A 15,622-nucleotide genomic window follows, 5' to 3' on the forward strand; every position below is an offset into this window, starting at 1 on the left:
CGGCAACCCTTCAGTTACCTCGGTCGCTGCCGCTGCTGACCTCTTCAGGAACCGGCTCTTTCGACATGCGCTTGCGGAACAGCGCCGCCCGCGCCAGCAGTAGCGTGGTGACCGGCACGGTGATCGACAGCAGTATCGGGATCAGCCAGGCATGCAGCACCGGGGCGTCCTTGAGCCACGAGAAATAGATGATCGAGGCCAGTGCCACGCACCAGGCGCCAATGGTCGAGGCCAGTGCGGGCGGGTGCATACGTTGGAAGTAGTCTTTCAGGCGCACCAGGCCTATCGCACCGATCAGGGCGAACAGGCTGCCGGTCAGCAGCAGCGCGGCGGTGACCAGTTCCAGCCAAAACGGCAGTACCAGGGTTTCAGTCATTCGATCACCTCACCGCGCAGCAGGAACTTGGCCAGGGCAAACGAGCCGACGAAGCCGAACAGCGCAATCAGCAGGGCACCCTCGAAATAGGTGTCACTGGCATAGCGGATACCCAGCACCAGCATGGTCAGCATGGCCAGGATGTACAGGTAGTCCAGCGCCAGCACACGGTCCTGGGCGGATGGGCCACGGAACAGCCGGATCAGCGCCAGGCCCATGGCCAGGGCGAAGATGAACAGGCTGGCGAGAACAGCATTGGCGAGCAGGCCTGTCATTGGAAAATCTCCATCAGCGGGCGTTCGTAGGTGTCCTTGAAGTGTTGGATGAAGGCCGCTTCATCCTCCAGGTCGAACACGTGCAGCAGCAAGACACTGCGGTCCAGCGCCAGTTCGGACCAGACGGTGCCCGGTACCACCGTGGTAATCATCGACAGCGCTGCCAGGCCGTGCGCGTCGCGCAGTGCCAGCGGTATGTGGACGAACGCGGAGCGTGGAGGCTGCTTGCCGGCACGCAGCACGCCACGAGCAACCAGCAGGTTGGAGATGATTACATCCAGGCCGACCCGGGCGATCAGCCTGGCGATGACCAGTGGCCGGCGTACGTGGGCATGCTGCGGACGCAGGGGCGCCATCAGCAGCGGCGCCAGCACGCCGAGTGCGGCGCCTAGCAGCAGGTTGCCAGGGCTTACCGAGAGGTTCAGCAACAGCCACAGGCCGAACAGCGAGACTGACAGCAGTGGGGCGGGGAACAGTCGGTTCATGGCTGCACCTGTACGTCGAGCGTGGTGGGGCCAGGAATCGGCCGGGCGGCCATCACGGCTTCGATATAGGCGTCCGGGGCCTGCAGGCTGGCAGCTGTGTCCTGGGTGTAGCGCAGCAACGGCTCGGCCTTGAGGCTGAGTATGATGCACAGGCCGAGCAGGATGACGATCGGCAGGCACTCATAGCGGCGCAGTACCGGCGAGGGCCGTTCTTCGGGTTTCCAGAAACGCTGGATGCCAACGCGGCCGAAGGCGATCAGCGAGGCCAAACCGGAGAGGATCAGCAAGGCCACGAGACCCCAGCCGGCCACACTCAGCGGCTGTTCGGCGGGCACGCCGAGGCCCAGTGGGTTGAATAGCGCGCTGATAAGGTTGAGCTTGGCGACAAAACCCGACAGCGGCGGCATGCCGATGATCAGCAGCGCACAAGCGATGAAGCTGAGGCCGAGGAAGGCCATGGTCCACGGGATGATCTGGCCGATCACCGCCTTCTGCTCATCGTCGAGGTTGATGCCTTTGGGCGGGTGCAGCGATTCCAGCGGTGGGGGCATGGCGTCTTCTTCTTCGTCCAGCGGTGCTTCATTGGCCGAGCGCGAACGCTCGACCAGTTCAGCGAGCAGGAACAGTGCGCACAGCGCGAGGGTCGAGTTGACCAGATAGAACAACGCCGCGCCGGTCAGCGCCGACTGGGCAAAGCCGACGGCGCCGAGCAGGGTGCCGGCCGAGACCAGTATGCTCAGGGCCGCCATGCGCTCCAGGCGCTGTGCGGCAAGGATCGATACTGCTGCCACCGCCAGAGTGACCAGGCCGCCGTACACCAGCCACTCGCCGCCGAAATGCGCCGAGGCTCCGGCCTGCCCGGAGAACAGCAGCGTCCACAGGCGCAGCACGGCGTACAGGCCGACTTTGGTCATGATGGCGAACAGCGCAGCCACCGGCGCACTGGCCGAGGCGTAGGCTGGCACCAGCCAGAAGTTCAGCGGCCAGATACCGGCCTTGACCAAGAAGGCCATGGCCAGGATTGCCGCGCCGGCATGCAGCAGGCCACGGTCGGCCTCCGGTACCAGTGGAATCTTCAGTGCCAGATCGGCCATGTTCAAGGTACCGGTCACGCCATACAGCATTGCTGCGCCGATCAGGAACAACGATGAGGCGAACAGGTTGATGGCGATGTAGTGCAGGCCGGCGCGCACCCGAGCGCGACCCGAGCCATGCAGCAGCAGGCCATAGGAGGCGGCCAGCAGCACTTCGAAGAACACGAACAGGTTGAACAGGTCGGCGGTGAGGAAGGCCCCGTACAGGCCCATCAGCTGGATCTGGAACAGCGCATGGAAGCTGGCCCCGGCGCCGTCCCAGCGGGCACGGGCAAACAGTAGCGCACTGAAACCGATGACCCCGGTCAGGGTCAGCAAGAGCGCAGACAAGTGGTCCACCACCAGCACGATGCCGAATGGCGCCGGCCAGTTACCCGGCAGGTACACGCCTATCGACTCTGCCTGGCCCTGGGTCCGCACCCACAGCAGCAGAGAGACCGCGATGACCAGGCCGGCGAAGGTTGACAGCAGGTTCAGCCTGGCCTTGATATGCCTGTGCTTTTCACCCAGCAGCAACATCACCGATGCAGTAATCAGCGGCAGCAGAATGGGGGCGACGATCAGTTGACTCATGCCACTCATTCGTCACGCTCCCGGCCATCCACGTGGTCGGTACCAGTCAGGCCACGCGAGGCCAGCAGCACCACCAGAAACAGCGCAGTCATGGCGAAACTGATGACGATGGCGGTTAACACCAGCGCCTGCGGCAGTGGGTCGGTGTAATGCAGCAGGTCCTGAGTGACGCCGTCCTTGATGATCGGCTCCTTGCCAATGAACAGGCTGCCCATGCTGAAAATGAACAGGTTGACCCCGTAAGACAGCAGGCACAGGCCCATGATTACCTGGTAGGTACGCGGGCGCAGGATCAGCCACACCCCCGAGGCGGCCAGCACGCCGATGGCGACTGCAATCACTTCTTCCATCAGGCGGCTCCTGCTTGGCTGGTTTTCGCCGGGTTGCCCGGGCGGTAGGCGCGCACCGACTGGTGCGCCAGGGCCGTGAGGATCAACAGCGTCGAGCCGACCACCACGGTGTACACGCCGACATCGAAGAACAGCGCGCTGGCCACGTGCACGTCACCGAGCAACGGCAGGTGCAGGTGGGCGGTATGAGTGGTGAGGAACGGATAGCCAAGCAACATGGCACCGACCCCAGTCAGGGTCGCGCACAGCAGCCCGGTGCCCATCCAGCGCAGCGGCCGCAGGCTCATCTGTGCTTCGACCCACTGGGTGCCGGCCACCATGTACTGCAGGATGAACGCCACCGACATCACCAGGCCGGCGACAAAGCCACCGCCCGGCTGGTTGTGCCCGCGCATGAACAAGTACATCGACACCAGCAGGGCGATTGGCAGCAGCAGGCGCACCAGTACCGCCGGCACCATCATGAAACCGAGTGCGGTGTCGGTGGCGTGCCGCGGGTTGATCAGGTCGGTGACCACGTCGGGCGCCAGCTGGCGCTGCTGCGCCGGCAGTTGCATGCTCTCCTTCGGTGGGCGGAAGCGCCGCAGCAGGGCGAACACGGTCAGCGCCACGGCCACCAGCACGGTAATTTCACCGAGGGTATCGAAGCCGCGGAAGTCGACCAGCATGACATTGACCACATTGGTACCACCGCCCTGAGGCAGCGCCCGGCTCAGGTAGAACGAGGAAATATCGTTGGGCGTCGGCCGGGTCAGCATCGCGTAGGACAGCACGGCCATGCCGCCCCCTACCAGCACCGCCAGCAGCAGGTCGCGCAGGCGGCGCATGCGCGCGCGCTCCAGGCTGCCGGGCAGCGGCGACACACCTTCGATCCGCCGCGGCAACCAGCGCAAGCCGAGCAAGATCAGCACAGTAGTCACCACTTCCACCACCAACTGGGTCAGGGCCAGATCGGGCGCGGAGAACCAGACGAAGGTGATGCAGGTCATCAAGCCGCAGACGCTGACCATGATCAGTGCTGCCAGACGGTGGTATTTGGCCTGGTAGGCGGCGCCGATGGCGCAGGCAATGGCGATCAGCCACAGGGCGACGAACACACCCGAGCCCGGAATCTTCGGCCGGTCGCCCCAGCTCAGGCCGCTGTAGAGCATGGGCGTGAGGCCAGCAAGAAACGCGGCGACGACCAGCATGAACAGCTGCGACTGCAGGCGACGGGTGGTGAACAGGCGCTCGATGCGACGTGCCAGCAGCATCAGGTGCACTTGGCCGTGCTCGAACAGGCGCTTGCCGTTGAAGCGCTCGATCAGCGGTGGGTAGGGGAAGCGGCCCAGGCGCAGCTGCTTGCGCAGCAGCAGGTACAGGACGATGCCGCCGCTCATGGCCACCAGGCTCATGATCAGCGGTGCGTTCCAGCCATGCCAGATGGCCAGGCTGTATTCCGGCAGTGTGCCGCCTACTACCGGCAGGGCCGCAGCGGCCAGCAGCGGGCCGACCGACTGAGCAGGGAAGATGCCCACTACCAGGCAGGTGAGCACCAGCAGCTCGACCGGCGCACGCATCCAGCGTGGCGGCTCGTGCGGGGTATGGGGCAGGTCCTGGGCTGGCGGCCCGAAGAACACATCGACCGTGAAGCGCAGGGCATAAGCCACGCTGAAGGTACCGGCCAGGGTGGCGATCACCGGCAACGTCGTTTCGACCCAGGCGGTGGAGCTGATGAATACGGTTTCGGCGAAGAACATTTCTTTCGACAGGAAGCCGTTCATCAACGGGACGCCGGCCATCGAGGCGCTGGCCACCATGGCCAGGGTGGCGGTGTATGGCACCAGGCGGATCAGGCCACTGAGGCGGCGGATGTCACGCGTACCGCTTTCGTGGTCGATGATACCGGCGGCCATGAACAGGGAGGCTTTGAAGGTGGCATGGTTGAGAATGTGGAACACGGCGGCAACGGCCGCCAGCGGGCTGTTCAGGCCTAGCAGCAGGGTAATGAGGCCCAGGTGGCTGATGGTCGAATAGGCCAGCAGGCCCTTGAGGTCGTTCTGGAACATGGCGGCGAAAGCGCCGAGCAGCAGAGTGAGGGCGCCGGCGCCGCCGACGATCCAGAACCACTCATCGCTGCCCGACAGTACCGGCCAGAAGCGCGCCAGCAGGAACACGCCCGCCTTGACCATGGTGGCGGAGTGCAGATAGGCCGATACCGGGGTGGGCGCTGCCATGGCGTGGGGCAGCCAGAAATGGAAGGGGAACTGTGCGCTCTTGCTCAGGGCGCCGATGAGGATCAGGGGCAGCAGCACCAGGTACAGCGCATGCTGGCGGATGGTGTCGCCGGCAGCCAGGACCTTGTCCAGGTCGTAGCTGCCGACCACATGGCCTAGCAGCAGGGCCCCTACCAACAGGCACAAACCGCCCGCGCCGGTGACCATCAGCGCCATGTAGGCGCCGCGGCGGGCGTCGGCGCGGTGGTGCCAGTAGCCGATGAGCAGGAAGGAGAACAGGCTGGTGAGTTCCCAGAAGAACACCAGCTGGATCAGGTTGCCGGAGATCACCAGGCCGAGCATGGCGCCCATGAAGGCCAGGAAGAAGGCGAAGAAACGCGGTACCGGGTCTTGCGGCGACATGTAGTAGCGGGCATACAGCGACACCAGCGTACCAATGCCCAGCACCAGCAACGAGAACAGCCAGGCAAAGCCGTCCATGCGCAGCACCAGGTTCAACCCCAGGCTGGGCAGCCACAGGAATTCTTCGCGAATTACGCCACCGTGGGCAATCTGAGGGTACAGAAGTGCTACCTGGACGGTACCGACCAGGGCTACGAGCCCGGCAAGGATGGACTCGGCGTTACGTGCGTTGTGCGGCAGCACGGCTGCCAGGCAACTGCCCACGAACGGCAGAAGCAGTAGCACTATCAAAGACATAGCGGCCTATTCTGGAGAAGTTTGCAAAGATCATACGTGCCGAGTGGATGATCACCAACACGCAAGCTGTCGCAGAATCCTACAAACAGGCTGTGACAAGCTGTTTTTTTATAACAGTTTTTTACAAAGCATAGTCGTAGTTGGCGGCTTTACAGCCCTGCCTGGCGCTCGCCGGAATTTTGCACGTCCTGTGCGGCATCGGCATCGGCTTCGCGCGGGCGGCGCACCTTGAGTTCGCTGACCACCACCGCGATCACGATCAGCAAGCCGCCAAGCAGCGCCACGCCCGGCAGGCGCTCGCCGGCTAGGCGCCCGACGATACCGGCCCACACCGGTTCACCGGCATAGATGAGGGTCGCGCGGGTGGGGGAGACCGACTTTTGCGCCCAGTTCATTGCCACCTGAATGACTGCGCTCATGGCGCCCAGGCCCACTGCGCTGGTCAGCAGCAGCCAGGAGAAGTCGGGGATGCGCTCCTGGGTCGGCACGATCATCAGGAACGCTAGCAGTGAAGCAGTCGCCAGCTGCACGACGGTGACCCGTCGCACATCGACCTGGCCTGCATAGCGGCTGATCAGGATGATTTCGCCTGCAATGGCCACCGCGCTGACCAAGGTGACCAGTTCGCCTTCGCTGAAGTGCAGGCTGCCGCCTTCGGGCCCGGCCAGCAGCATCAGGCCGATGAACGCCAGGCAAATGCCGATGCTGGGCATCAGGCCAGGCCGCCGGCCCAGCACCAGCCACTGCAGCAGCGGCACGAACGGCACGTAAAGTGCGGTGATGAACGCCGACTGGCTGCTGCTGATGGTTTGCAGGCCCATGGTCTGCAAGCCGTAGCCGAGCATGATCGACACACCGATCAGCATGCCGGCCTTCAGTTCGGTAAAGGTCAGCCCAGGCAGCGCTCGTGCCGACACCACGGCTACGAACAGCGCGGCTGCCGCAAAGCGCAGGCCGACGAAGAACATCGGGCCGCTGACGGTCATCACGTTGTGCACCAGCAGGAAGGTGCCGCCCCACAACATGGTGATGAACACCAGCACCAGTTCGGCCTTGCTCAGGCGAAAGGTAACGGTGGAGGTCGACTTGCTGCTGGGCTGGCTCATGGTCTTGCACACTCGGCGGGGGGCGGCGCACAATCGCCGCAAAAGTGGGCAGTATACTGCGCAATCTTGACCAGTGAGCAATATAGTGCACAAAGATTCTTTGCACCGGGCATCGGTGCTGCAACATGTCAGCCTCAATGTGCGCAGCCTGCGCAACGCTGCCGGAATGAGCCAGACGGCGCTTGCCGAGCGCTCCGGGGTCAGCCGCCGCATGCTGGTAGCGATCGAGGCGGGCGAGAAGAATGTCAGCTTGACCACCCTGGACTTGATCGCTGAAGCCTTGGGCGTGGCCTTCAGTACCCTGATCCAGGCGCCAGACCTGCGCGACCCCGGGCGCATCGAAGAGCTGGCCTGGGCTGGCGAACATCCGCAGAGCAGGGCGGTGTTGCTTGGCACCAGTGCGGCACGGCGCGAGGTGGAGCTGTGGGAGTGGACCCTCGCACCGGGCGAGTGCTATTCCAGCGAGGCTGATGCCGAAGGCTGGAGCGAGCAGATTTATGTGGCCGAAGGGCAATTGACGCTGATCATCGAAGATGTCGAGCATCGCTTGCAGGTGGGGCAGTTCCACGTGTTCCCCAGCAATTGCCGGTATGCCTACCGTAACGATGGCGCGGTGGCGGTGCGGTTTGTGCGCAATGTGGTGATTTGAGCTTGCAGCTTTAGGGGCTGCACAGTAGCCCCCAAAGCTCTCGAGCTGATCAATCTTTCAGCAGTTCTTCGGTCTTCACCACCTTGGCGTAGGCAAACGCCAACGCCGCCATCGCCGAATCATGCACCTGCGCCGCCGGCACCTGCTTGCCGTCGAACTCCAGTGGCAGGGTCGCGCAGGCATCGTGCGCCACGGTCACCGTATAGCCCAGATCTGCCGCGGCGCGGGTAGCGGCGTCGATGCACATGTGGCTCATGCTGCCGGCAATGGTCAGGGCCTCGACACCATGCCGGTCCAGCGTGTGCTCAAGCTCGGTGCCTAGGAAGGCATTGACCTTGTGCTTGAGCACCACCGGCTCGCCTTTTACCGGCGCGACCTTGGAGTGGATGGCCGCACCCTGCGAGCCTGGGGCGAAGAATGGCGCATCGGCGCTGTCGAACTCATGCCGCACGTGCACCACCAGGTCGCCACGCTGGCGCGCTGCTGCCAATAAGCGTGCAGCGTTGTCGGCCGCCTGGTCGGCGCCATCAAGTGTCCACTTGCCGCCCGGGAAGTAGTCGTTCTGGATGTCGATGATGATCAGTGCCTGCTTGCTCATGCTGCCTCCTGTGGCAGTAGTCGTGGATAGACGTTAGTTATAGGCTGTGTGCACTGACATGAGGATTGGCGCGAACGACACTATGCGGGCAAAAACTGACACCCCAGCCAGCCTGGACATCGGTCTGCTGCTGTACCCCGGCGTGCAGCGCGCCGCCGTGCATGGGCTGGCCGACCTGTTCCTGGTGGCCAACCGGGTTGCGGCCGAGCTGGGTGGCGTTGGGTTGCCGACTATTCGCGTCAGCTTCTGGCAGGCAGATGAATTGGGACGATTGCTGCCTGCCCCGGATAGCCCGGCTGATGCCGGGCTGGGCTTGCGCGTTTTGATCATTCCGCCGAGCCTGGAGTCGGCTCCGCAAGCCGAGCTGCTCGAACGTCACCGCGCGTTGCTGTGCCAACTGCACGTGCAGGGTACGGTGCTGGCGTCAGTATGTATCGGGGTGTTTTTCATTGCCGCCAGCGGCCTGCTGGACGGGCGCCCGGCCTGCACCCACTGGAACTATGTACAGGCGCTTGCACAGCGCTTCCCCAAGGTGCGGGTAGAGGCCCAGCAGCCGTTGCTGGATGACGGGGACATCGTGACCTCGGCCGGGCTCATGGCCTGGACCGACTTGGGCTTGCGCCTGCTGGAGCGCTTTCTGGGGGCTACGGTGGCACGGGAGACCGCCCGCTATCTGGCCGTCGATCCGGTCACGGCGACGCTGCCCGGGGCTGTATTCAGCCCGCGCCTGGATCACGGTGACGAGGCCGTGCTGAAAGTACAACACTGGTTGCAGGGCAATGGTGGGCAGGATGCCGACCTGGCCGCGATGGCTGCCTGCGCGGGGCTGGAGGCGCGGACCTTCTTGCGGCGATTTCGTGCTGCTACCGGGCTACGCCCGACCGAGTACTGCCAGCAGGTCAGGGTAGGGCGGGCGTGCCGTTTGCTGGAGTTTACCCGGCGCAACGTCGAACAGATCGCCTGGGGTGTGGGCTACCAGGATCCGGGCGCCTTTCGCAAGGTGTTCCAACGCGTCACCGGCTTTACCCCGAGCGACTATCGGCGGCGGTTTGCGGTGTCCGATCAGGGTATGTAGAAACCACTTGACCTTGACTTTGCTTGAGGTTTTACCCTGCTCGGCATCGCGCTGCATGCGTCCTTATCCAGGAGACCGTCGATGTCGGCAAACGCTCATGCCTTGTGGTTCACCCAGATGATCGAATATGAAGTGCCCAGCGTGTGCCAGCACGCACTGGCCCAGGCCCTGGTGGCGCGTAGCGAAGTGTTGGCCACGCGTTGCGAAGGCTTGCAGGGTGTGAGCATCCAGGCCAGTGACGATGGCAGCCGGGTGTTGCAGTACCTGCAATGGCAGTCACGCCAGGCCTGGGCGGAGGCGGCAGTGCACTTCGTCGAAGAATCGTTCCTTGACCTGCTGGGGCAGCATCAGGCCCGGGGCGTCAACTTCGCCGCCTACCAGGCCCTGCGCAGCCTGGTGCGCGGCACGGATGGCGGCCTGCATTGCCAGGTGGGCGAGCCTCATGCATACCAGGGTGCATAGTGCGGGTAGCGGTCCAGACGGGCACCGATGACCATTTCGCCGATCCATGCCGCCAGGATCGAGCTGTAGGCTTTCTGGCTTTCTTCGCTGGACAGTGCGTGGTCGGCGCCGTCGACAATGCGATGGGTGAGCGAGTGGGCGCTGATGAACGCGGAGCGGTAGCTCATCAGTGTACTGTGCGGTACGTAGTCGTCCTGCTCGGACTCCACCAGCAGTACATCCCCGCTGAATTCGGCGCAGGCGGCCAGCGCGCGGTTGTCCGCCGGGCCGAGCGGGCGTCGGCGGTAGTCGTTCAGGCGTTGACGGTCGAGCGTTTGCTTGGGGCTGCCCCATTCATCGTCCCAATACATGGCAGGTACCCGCAGGGCCAGCCATCTGACTGACCGTTCGCGGGTCAGCAGGGTGGCCAGGTAACCGCCATAGCTGCTGCCGATGATGGCGATGGCGCTGCTATCGACGGCCGGGTGACTGACCAGTCGATCGTAGGCCGCCAGCAAGTCCTGCAAGTTTTGCTCACGCGTGACCGTGAGGCGCTGGCTCTCGGTTTTTTCGTGGCCGCGCAGGTCGAACGTCATGCACACGCAACCCAGCCCGGTAATATGCCGGGCGCGGGCGAGGTCGCGTTGCTGGCTGCCGCCCCAGCCGTGGACGAAGAGAATACCTGGCATCTTGCTGCCCGGGCTGACCAGGGTGCCATTGATGCGATCATTTTCGACCTGCAGTTCAACGGTTTCACTCTGAATGGTCATGTTCGCGAATCCGCGCAAATTTGCTGAGTTGTCCGAGTTCACTGTCGTTTCCTTGGTAGAAGAGGGTGGCGTCAGTGGGCAGGTCGGGGGTGCCGAACACTTCATGGGTGGAGGCTCGCACCCGCTGTAATGCCGGGTCATCGGCAAAAGCCTGCAGGGCCAACAGCTCGGCGCTGCTGGCACCGCCCAGGCGCCAGGATTGTTCGAGTACGCCGCTGCGCAGGTGGCCCTGCGAATCGAGGCCGCGGGCGATGTCGTAGTTGCGCCGGGAGGCAATGAAACCAGGGAAGTGCTGCTCGGCAGCCTGCTCGTAGGTGATGGCCTGGTTGATGGCCAGTCGCAGGTGCTCTTCCATGGGGAGCTGGAGGAGTGCCTGGTAGTCGCCGCGTACCACCACCAGGTCGGAACCTCCGTACACCTCGGTGCCTTGATGGTCGCGGGTCAGTTGTTGAGTGCCGTGATAGCTGCAGGTCAGGCCGGCGACGCGCACCTGGCCGACGCTGAAGGTTTGCACGTCGCTCAAGTCCTCTTCGAGTACCAGCCCCCACCGTGCCAACTGCTGGTCGTCCATGGCGGCCAGCAGGGGCTCCAGCGCGTCTGCCAGGGTGATGACTTGCTGCCCGCGCCCTGCGCAGGCCAACACGGGCTTGACCCGCACGGGGCCGTCGAGCAGCAGTAGCTGTGCAGCAGTGCGCGCATCGGCTTTGCTGAATACGGTATAGCCGCGCAGCAAGGCGTCACTGGCCTGCCGGGCGAAGTCATCGGTCCAGCCCGGCGGAAAACTGGCCCCGGCCGGTAGCGGGTGAGAGATCGCCTTGGTTGCCATGTAGGGCTGGTCGACCAGCCCGCCAAACAGATCCTGCTCGCTGCGGATACCTCTAGCGGCCTGACGTCTGGCGTCGATCAGGGTTTCGGTGGGCAGGTAGTAGTAGCCATCGACGGCGGTTGCTGAGGGGGTGTGTTTCACGTGCGGGCAGCCCAGCAGGCCGGCCAGGCCATCGGCAAGCTTGAGGTGCACGGCATGCTCATGTTCGGGGGTGTGATCGCGGGTATCGAGCAGCACCACGCCGGCTTTCGGTTCGCTGGCACTGGGCATGGTCATTTGCCTGTGTGCAATGAATGTACTGTGTGTGAAGCCGGTGCCTTGGGGAAGTTCAGCAAAACTGGATCGGTGGTCCAGGCCCAGCTGTAGGAAGTGTCCTGTTTGTGCAGCGGCGATTGCAGGGCTCTGGCGGCTGTTCCATTATCGGTGTATTGGATCAATTCTGATGTAGCCGCAGGAGAGCGCATGAACGTCCAGACCACCCTTGAGCAAAGCGTGCCACAGCGACTGGCGCACGTGCGCGAGGCCATGGCGGCAGGGGGCATCGATGCCTTGCTGGTACCCTCGGCCGACCCTCACCTTTCCGAATACCTGCCCGGTCACTGGCAGGGGCGCCAGTGGCTGTCGGGGTTCCATGGCTCGGTCGGTACGCTGGTGGTCACCTCTGGGTTCGCCGGGCTGTGGGTCGATAGCCGCTACTGGGAGCAGGCGGATCACGAGCTGGCGGGCAGCGGCATCGAACTGATGAAACTGTTGCCAGGCAAGCCAGGGGCGCTGGAGTGGCTGGGTGATAACGTCAAGCCCAACGGTAGCGTCGCGGTAGATGGTGCGGTCATGGCTCTGGCTTCGGCGCGCCAGCTAGGTGAGCGGCTGAAGGCACGTGGGGCGCGGCTGGTGACCGACAAGGACCTGCTGGCCCAGGTCTGGGACGGGCGCCCGGCGCTCCCAGCCAACCCTGTGTACCAGCACTTGCCGCCACATGCCACGGTGAGCCGGGCGGAAAAGCTCGCGCAACTGCGCCAGGGCATCCAGGACAAGGGGGCCGACTGGCACTTTATCGCAACCCTCGATGACATTGCCTGGTTGTTCAACCTGCGCGGTAGCGATGTCTCCTACAACCCGGTTTTCCTGGCCTTTGCCCTGATCAACCCGCAGCAGGCCATTTTGTTCGTAGGCCAGGACAAGGTGGATGCGCACCTGCGCCAGGTGCTGGCGGTCGACGGCATCGAGGTGCGCGACTATAGCGAGGCAGGCAAGGCCCTGGCCGCTGTTGCGGCGGGTGGGCGGTTGCTGGTGGATCCTGCCCGTGTCACCTGCGGCCTGTTGGCCAACCTGGCGGCAGAGGTGGTGCTGGTCGAGGGGCTAAACCCCACCACGCTGAGCAAGTCCTGCAAAGGCGGCGATGACTTGGTGCATATCCGCCAGGTCATGGAGCAAGACGGCGCGGCCTTGTGCGAGTTCTTTGCCTGGTTCGAGGCGAACCTTGGGCGAGAGGTTGTCACTGAGCTTACAGTTGACGAGCAATTGAGTGCCGCACGTGCCCGGCGCCCGAATTTCGTGTCGCTGAGCTTCTCGACCATTGCCGCCTTCAATGGCAATGGCGCCATGCCGCATTACCGTGCCACCGAGCAGTCGCATGCGGTCATCGAAGGTGATGGCTTGCTGCTGATCGACTCGGGTGGGCAATACCTGGGCGGCACCACCGACATCACCCGCATGGTGCCAGTCGGTAACCCCAGCCATGCACAGAAGCAGGACTGCACGCGGGTACTGAAGGGCATGATTGCCCTGTCGCGTGCCACGTTCCCGCGGGGGGTACTGTCGCCGTTGCTCGACGCTATCGCCCGGGCGCCGATCTGGGCTGACCAGGTCGACTATGGCCATGGCACCGGGCACGGGGTGGGCTACTTCATGAACGTACACGAAGGGCCGCAAGTAATTGCCTATCAGGCAGTGGCTGCACCGCAGACGGCGATGCAAGCGGGCATGATCAGCTCGATCGAGCCGGGTACGTACCGGCCGGGGCAGTGGGGGGTACGTATCGAGAACCTGGTGGTCAACCGCGAAGCGGGCAGGAGTGCGTTCGGCGATTTCCTGTGCTTCGAGACCTTGACCCTGTGCCCGATCGATACCCGCTGTCTGCTGCCCGCGCTGCTGGTAAAGGAAGAGGTGGAGTGGCTGAACGGCTATCATGCCAATGTGCGTGAGCGCCTTGCGCCTCTACTCAAGGGTGATGCACTGGCCTGGCTGGAGGCACGTACTGCGCCGCTGTAAGGCAAATGAAAAAGGGCAGCTTACGAGCTGCCCTTTTCACTACTTGCACATGACGATCATGCTGCGGCTGGTGTACCCCGCCGGGTTGATGCCGAACAAGTAGTCACCGGCCTCTTCATCGCTATCGCCCGAGCGTGCAATGACCCGGTAACCCCGCGTGCTGCAGGAGCTTGCGGCCTTGCTATAGCAATTATCCCACGAGGAGGAAAGGCCGGAGCAATTGATATGCAGGCCCTTTTTGCCCCTTTTGACCTCGGTCTTGGCTGTGGCGGCACATCCAGCAATAGCCAAGATGGCCAGGATGAGAAAAATACGTTTCATTCCTGTCCTTAAATGCAGGGCAAATCAGTTGTCACGCCCTGTCGTTATCGCTTCGGTTCTTCCTGAAACTTCCCCAGCTTCCGTGTTCGGTCCAGTAGATAGCGTAAAGATGATGATTCTGTGACAGCTTAATCAGCGAGGCGGGCCGCTACAATCATTAATCCTGTCTCAAATGAAAATATTTCTCATATCAGTCTGCCGCGATGGCCGGTTTGGACGTGTTGCGCATGGACAGGGTGGTGCCGACCGATGCGGTAATGATCGCCAGGATCGCCAGCCACTGTGTAACCGTCAGCACCTCGCCGAGGAACAGCAGGCCGGACAATGCGCCAAATGCCGGTTCGATGCTCATCAGAGTCCCGAAGGTGCGCGCCGGGATGCGCGTGAGGGCAACCATTTCCAAGCTGTAGGGCAGGGCGGTGGACAGCACTGCAACGGCCAGGGCCATCGGGATCACGGCAGGTGTGAGCAGTGCGCTACCAGCGTGGGCGATACCAATGGGGGCGACGAACAGGGCGGCGACTACCACCCCCAAGGCCGCACTCTGGATGCCGTGCTCTGCTCCCGCACGTTGCCCGAACAGGATATATAGGGCCCAGCACACACCCGCGCCCAGTGCATAGGCAGCGCCCAGTGGGTCGAGTGTCTGGCCGCTTTGGCCTGCCGGCAGCAATAGCAGCAAGCCGGCGATGGCCAGGGCAATCCATAGGAAGTCGATCGGTCGGCGCGAGGAGAAAATCGCCACGGCCAGTGGGCCGGTGAACTCCAGGGCCACGGCAATACCGATAGGCAGCGTTTGCAAGGCCATATAGAAGAGGAAGTTCATGCCACCCAGCGCCATGCCGTAGATGACCACGTTACGCAACGTGTTGGCGGTCATGCGTACCCGCCACGGGCGCAGTATAAGGAGCATGATGATGCTGGCGAAGATCAGGCGCAGGGTGGTGGTGCCTTGGGCGCCAATGATGGGAAACATGCTTTTGGCCAGGGAGGCCCCGGACTGAATCGATGCCATGGCGATTAGCAGCAGGCCGATCGGGAAAAGGGTAGCGGCCAGGCTGCGGGGTTGGGTGTTCATTTAGATGCGGCGATCCTTGGGCGGGTGGGAGGTGAGCAATATAGTGCGCAATTGCAGGGGCGCGTGGTAGCCCTGAGGTGTTTGCAGCAGATATATTTCAAATCATTGAAATTAAAGGTTGACCTCCGTGAAGGCCGCCCTATAATGCGCACCACTCCAACGCGGTAGCGAAGTAAAGCTAGCCACCCTGTTGAGTCAAGTGTTTGAAGCTAAACGAGTTTCTCGCAAAAAACTTCAAAATAAACGCTTGACAGGCTCTGAGGAAAGCGTAGAATGCGCGCCTCGGTTGAGGCGAAAAGCTCTTAACCAAACGCTCTTTAACAAATTGAATCAAGCAATTCGTGTGGGTGCTTGTGAGTACGGACTGATAGTCAAAAAGATTATCAGCATCACAAGTGGCCATGCGAGAAATCACATAG

16 protein-coding genes are annotated in these 15,622 nt (G+C 63.1%); 4 read left to right on the top strand and 12 right to left on the bottom strand.

Going from position 1 to position 15,622, the window contains the following annotated elements:
* Positions 1–10 precede the first annotated feature (10 nt).
* The 7 genes from DM807_RS24960 to DM807_RS24990 form a co-directional block, all read right to left on the bottom strand.
* A complete protein-coding gene (locus DM807_RS24960; protein ID WP_012271510.1) occupies positions 11–376 on the bottom strand; it encodes a Na+/H+ antiporter subunit G in 366 nt (121 codons plus the stop codon).
* Complete coding sequence (locus DM807_RS24965; protein WP_003250109.1) at positions 373–651, bottom strand: K+/H+ antiporter subunit F; 279 nt, start codon at positions 649–651, stop codon at positions 373–375. Before DM807_RS24965 ends, DM807_RS24960 begins: the two co-directional genes overlap by 4 nt.
* Positions 648–1,136, bottom strand: a complete 489-nt coding sequence (locus DM807_RS24970; RefSeq protein WP_012271511.1) for a Na+/H+ antiporter subunit E — start codon at positions 1,134–1,136, stop codon at positions 648–650. Before DM807_RS24970 ends, DM807_RS24965 begins: the two co-directional genes overlap by 4 nt.
* Positions 1,133–2,812: a monovalent cation/H+ antiporter subunit D gene (locus tag DM807_RS24975; protein ID WP_012271512.1), complete on the bottom strand. Its 1,680-nt coding sequence runs from the start codon at positions 2,810–2,812 to the stop codon at positions 1,133–1,135. Before DM807_RS24975 ends, DM807_RS24970 begins: the two co-directional genes overlap by 4 nt.
* A complete protein-coding gene (locus DM807_RS24980) occupies positions 2,809–3,153 on the bottom strand; it encodes a Na+/H+ antiporter subunit C (RefSeq protein WP_003250128.1) in 345 nt (114 codons plus the stop codon). Before DM807_RS24980 ends, DM807_RS24975 begins: the two co-directional genes overlap by 4 nt.
* Positions 3,153–6,068 (bottom strand): monovalent cation/H+ antiporter subunit A, encoded by a 2,916-nt coding sequence (locus tag DM807_RS24985; protein WP_179028097.1) that lies wholly within the window; start codon positions 6,066–6,068, stop codon positions 3,153–3,155. Before DM807_RS24985 ends, DM807_RS24980 begins: the two co-directional genes overlap by 1 nt.
* Positions 6,069–6,217: 149 nt before the next feature.
* Positions 6,218–7,174: a DMT family transporter gene (locus DM807_RS24990; protein WP_179028098.1), complete on the bottom strand. Its 957-nt coding sequence runs from the start codon at positions 7,172–7,174 to the stop codon at positions 6,218–6,220.
* Positions 7,175–7,259: 85 nt separating this feature from the next.
* On the opposite strand from DM807_RS24990, the gene DM807_RS24995 reads away from it, so the two are divergent.
* A complete protein-coding gene (locus DM807_RS24995; RefSeq protein WP_041166446.1) occupies positions 7,260–7,823 on the top strand; it encodes a helix-turn-helix domain-containing protein in 564 nt (187 codons plus the stop codon).
* 49 nt (positions 7,824–7,872) lie between these two features.
* Here DM807_RS24995 and DM807_RS25000 read toward each other — a convergent pair whose 3' ends face one another.
* A complete protein-coding gene (locus DM807_RS25000) occupies positions 7,873–8,421 on the bottom strand; it encodes a cysteine hydrolase family protein (protein ID WP_012271516.1) in 549 nt (182 codons plus the stop codon).
* An 82-nt stretch (positions 8,422–8,503) separates the two neighbouring features.
* Here DM807_RS25000 and DM807_RS25005 point away from each other — a divergent pair, with 82 nt between their 5' ends.
* Entirely contained in the window at positions 8,504–9,496 is a 993-nt protein-coding gene (locus DM807_RS25005) for a GlxA family transcriptional regulator (RefSeq protein WP_041166447.1), read from the top strand.
* A gap of 81 nt (positions 9,497–9,577) precedes the next feature.
* Positions 9,578–9,958, top strand: a complete 381-nt coding sequence (locus tag DM807_RS25010) for an antibiotic biosynthesis monooxygenase (RefSeq protein ID WP_060492961.1) — start codon at positions 9,578–9,580, stop codon at positions 9,956–9,958.
* Here the strand turns inward: DM807_RS25010 and DM807_RS25015 are convergent.
* Entirely contained in the window at positions 9,937–10,707 is a 771-nt protein-coding gene (locus DM807_RS25015; RefSeq protein WP_179028099.1) for an alpha/beta hydrolase family protein, read from the bottom strand. The genes DM807_RS25010 and DM807_RS25015 overlap by 22 nt on opposite strands.
* Positions 10,691–11,809: a DUF3182 family protein gene (locus tag DM807_RS25020; RefSeq protein ID WP_179028100.1), complete on the bottom strand. Its 1,119-nt coding sequence runs from the start codon at positions 11,807–11,809 to the stop codon at positions 10,691–10,693. The genes DM807_RS25015 and DM807_RS25020 overlap by 17 nt, the downstream gene beginning before the upstream one ends.
* A gap of 186 nt (positions 11,810–11,995) precedes the next feature.
* Between DM807_RS25020 and DM807_RS25025 the strand changes: the two genes are divergently transcribed.
* The gene (locus tag DM807_RS25025; RefSeq protein WP_060492959.1) at positions 11,996–13,804 is read left to right on the top strand and encodes an aminopeptidase P family protein; all 1,809 of its coding nucleotides are present in this window, start codon (positions 11,996–11,998) and stop codon (positions 13,802–13,804) included.
* Between the two features lie 39 nt (positions 13,805–13,843).
* Here DM807_RS25025 and DM807_RS25030 read toward each other — a convergent pair whose 3' ends face one another.
* Together DM807_RS25030 and rhtA are read right to left on the bottom strand one after the other, a co-directional pair.
* A complete protein-coding gene (locus DM807_RS25030; protein WP_012271522.1) occupies positions 13,844–14,125 on the bottom strand; it encodes a hypothetical protein in 282 nt (93 codons plus the stop codon).
* Positions 14,126–14,315: 190 nt separating this feature from the next.
* The gene (rhtA, locus tag DM807_RS25035; protein WP_012271523.1) at positions 14,316–15,203 is read right to left on the bottom strand and encodes a threonine/homoserine exporter RhtA; all 888 of its coding nucleotides are present in this window, start codon (positions 15,201–15,203) and stop codon (positions 14,316–14,318) included.
* Positions 15,204–15,622: the final 419 nt, after the last annotated feature.

This window comes from Pseudomonas hunanensis (assembly GCF_013393325.1).
Classification (GTDB): Bacteria; Pseudomonadota; Gammaproteobacteria; order Pseudomonadales; family Pseudomonadaceae; genus Aquipseudomonas; species Aquipseudomonas putida_P.

Coding starts and splice junctions, on each gene's coding strand:
- DM807_RS24960 (WP_012271510.1), bottom strand. CDS start 376: ATGACTGAAACCCTGGTACTGCCGTTTTGGCTGGAACTGGTCACCGCC.
- DM807_RS24965 (WP_003250109.1), bottom strand. CDS start 651: ATGACAGGCCTGCTCGCCAATGCTGTTCTCGCCAGCCTGTTCATCTTC.
- DM807_RS24970 (WP_012271511.1), bottom strand. CDS start 1,136: ATGAACCGACTGTTCCCCGCCCCACTGCTGTCAGTCTCGCTGTTCGGC.
- DM807_RS24975 (WP_012271512.1), bottom strand. CDS start 2,812: ATGAGTGGCATGAGTCAACTGATCGTCGCCCCCATTCTGCTGCCGCTG.
- DM807_RS24980 (WP_003250128.1), bottom strand. CDS start 3,153: ATGGAAGAAGTGATTGCAGTCGCCATCGGCGTGCTGGCCGCCTCGGGG.
- DM807_RS24985 (WP_179028097.1), bottom strand. CDS start 6,068: ATGTCTTTGATAGTGCTACTGCTTCTGCCGTTCGTGGGCAGTTGCCTG.
- DM807_RS24990 (WP_179028098.1), bottom strand. CDS start 7,174: ATGAGCCAGCCCAGCAGCAAGTCGACCTCCACCGTTACCTTTCGCCTG.
- DM807_RS25000 (WP_012271516.1), bottom strand. CDS start 8,421: ATGAGCAAGCAGGCACTGATCATCATCGACATCCAGAACGACTACTTC.
- DM807_RS25005 (WP_041166447.1), top strand. CDS start 8,504: ATGCGGGCAAAAACTGACACCCCAGCCAGCCTGGACATCGGTCTGCTG.
- DM807_RS25010 (WP_060492961.1), top strand. CDS start 9,578: ATGTCGGCAAACGCTCATGCCTTGTGGTTCACCCAGATGATCGAATAT.
- DM807_RS25015 (WP_179028099.1), bottom strand. CDS start 10,707: ATGACCATTCAGAGTGAAACCGTTGAACTGCAGGTCGAAAATGATCGC.
- DM807_RS25020 (WP_179028100.1), bottom strand. CDS start 11,809: ATGACCATGCCCAGTGCCAGCGAACCGAAAGCCGGCGTGGTGCTGCTC.
- DM807_RS25025 (WP_060492959.1), top strand. CDS start 11,996: ATGAACGTCCAGACCACCCTTGAGCAAAGCGTGCCACAGCGACTGGCG.
- DM807_RS25030 (WP_012271522.1), bottom strand. CDS start 14,125: ATGAAACGTATTTTTCTCATCCTGGCCATCTTGGCTATTGCTGGATGT.
- rhtA (WP_012271523.1), bottom strand. CDS start 15,203: ATGAACACCCAACCCCGCAGCCTGGCCGCTACCCTTTTCCCGATCGGC.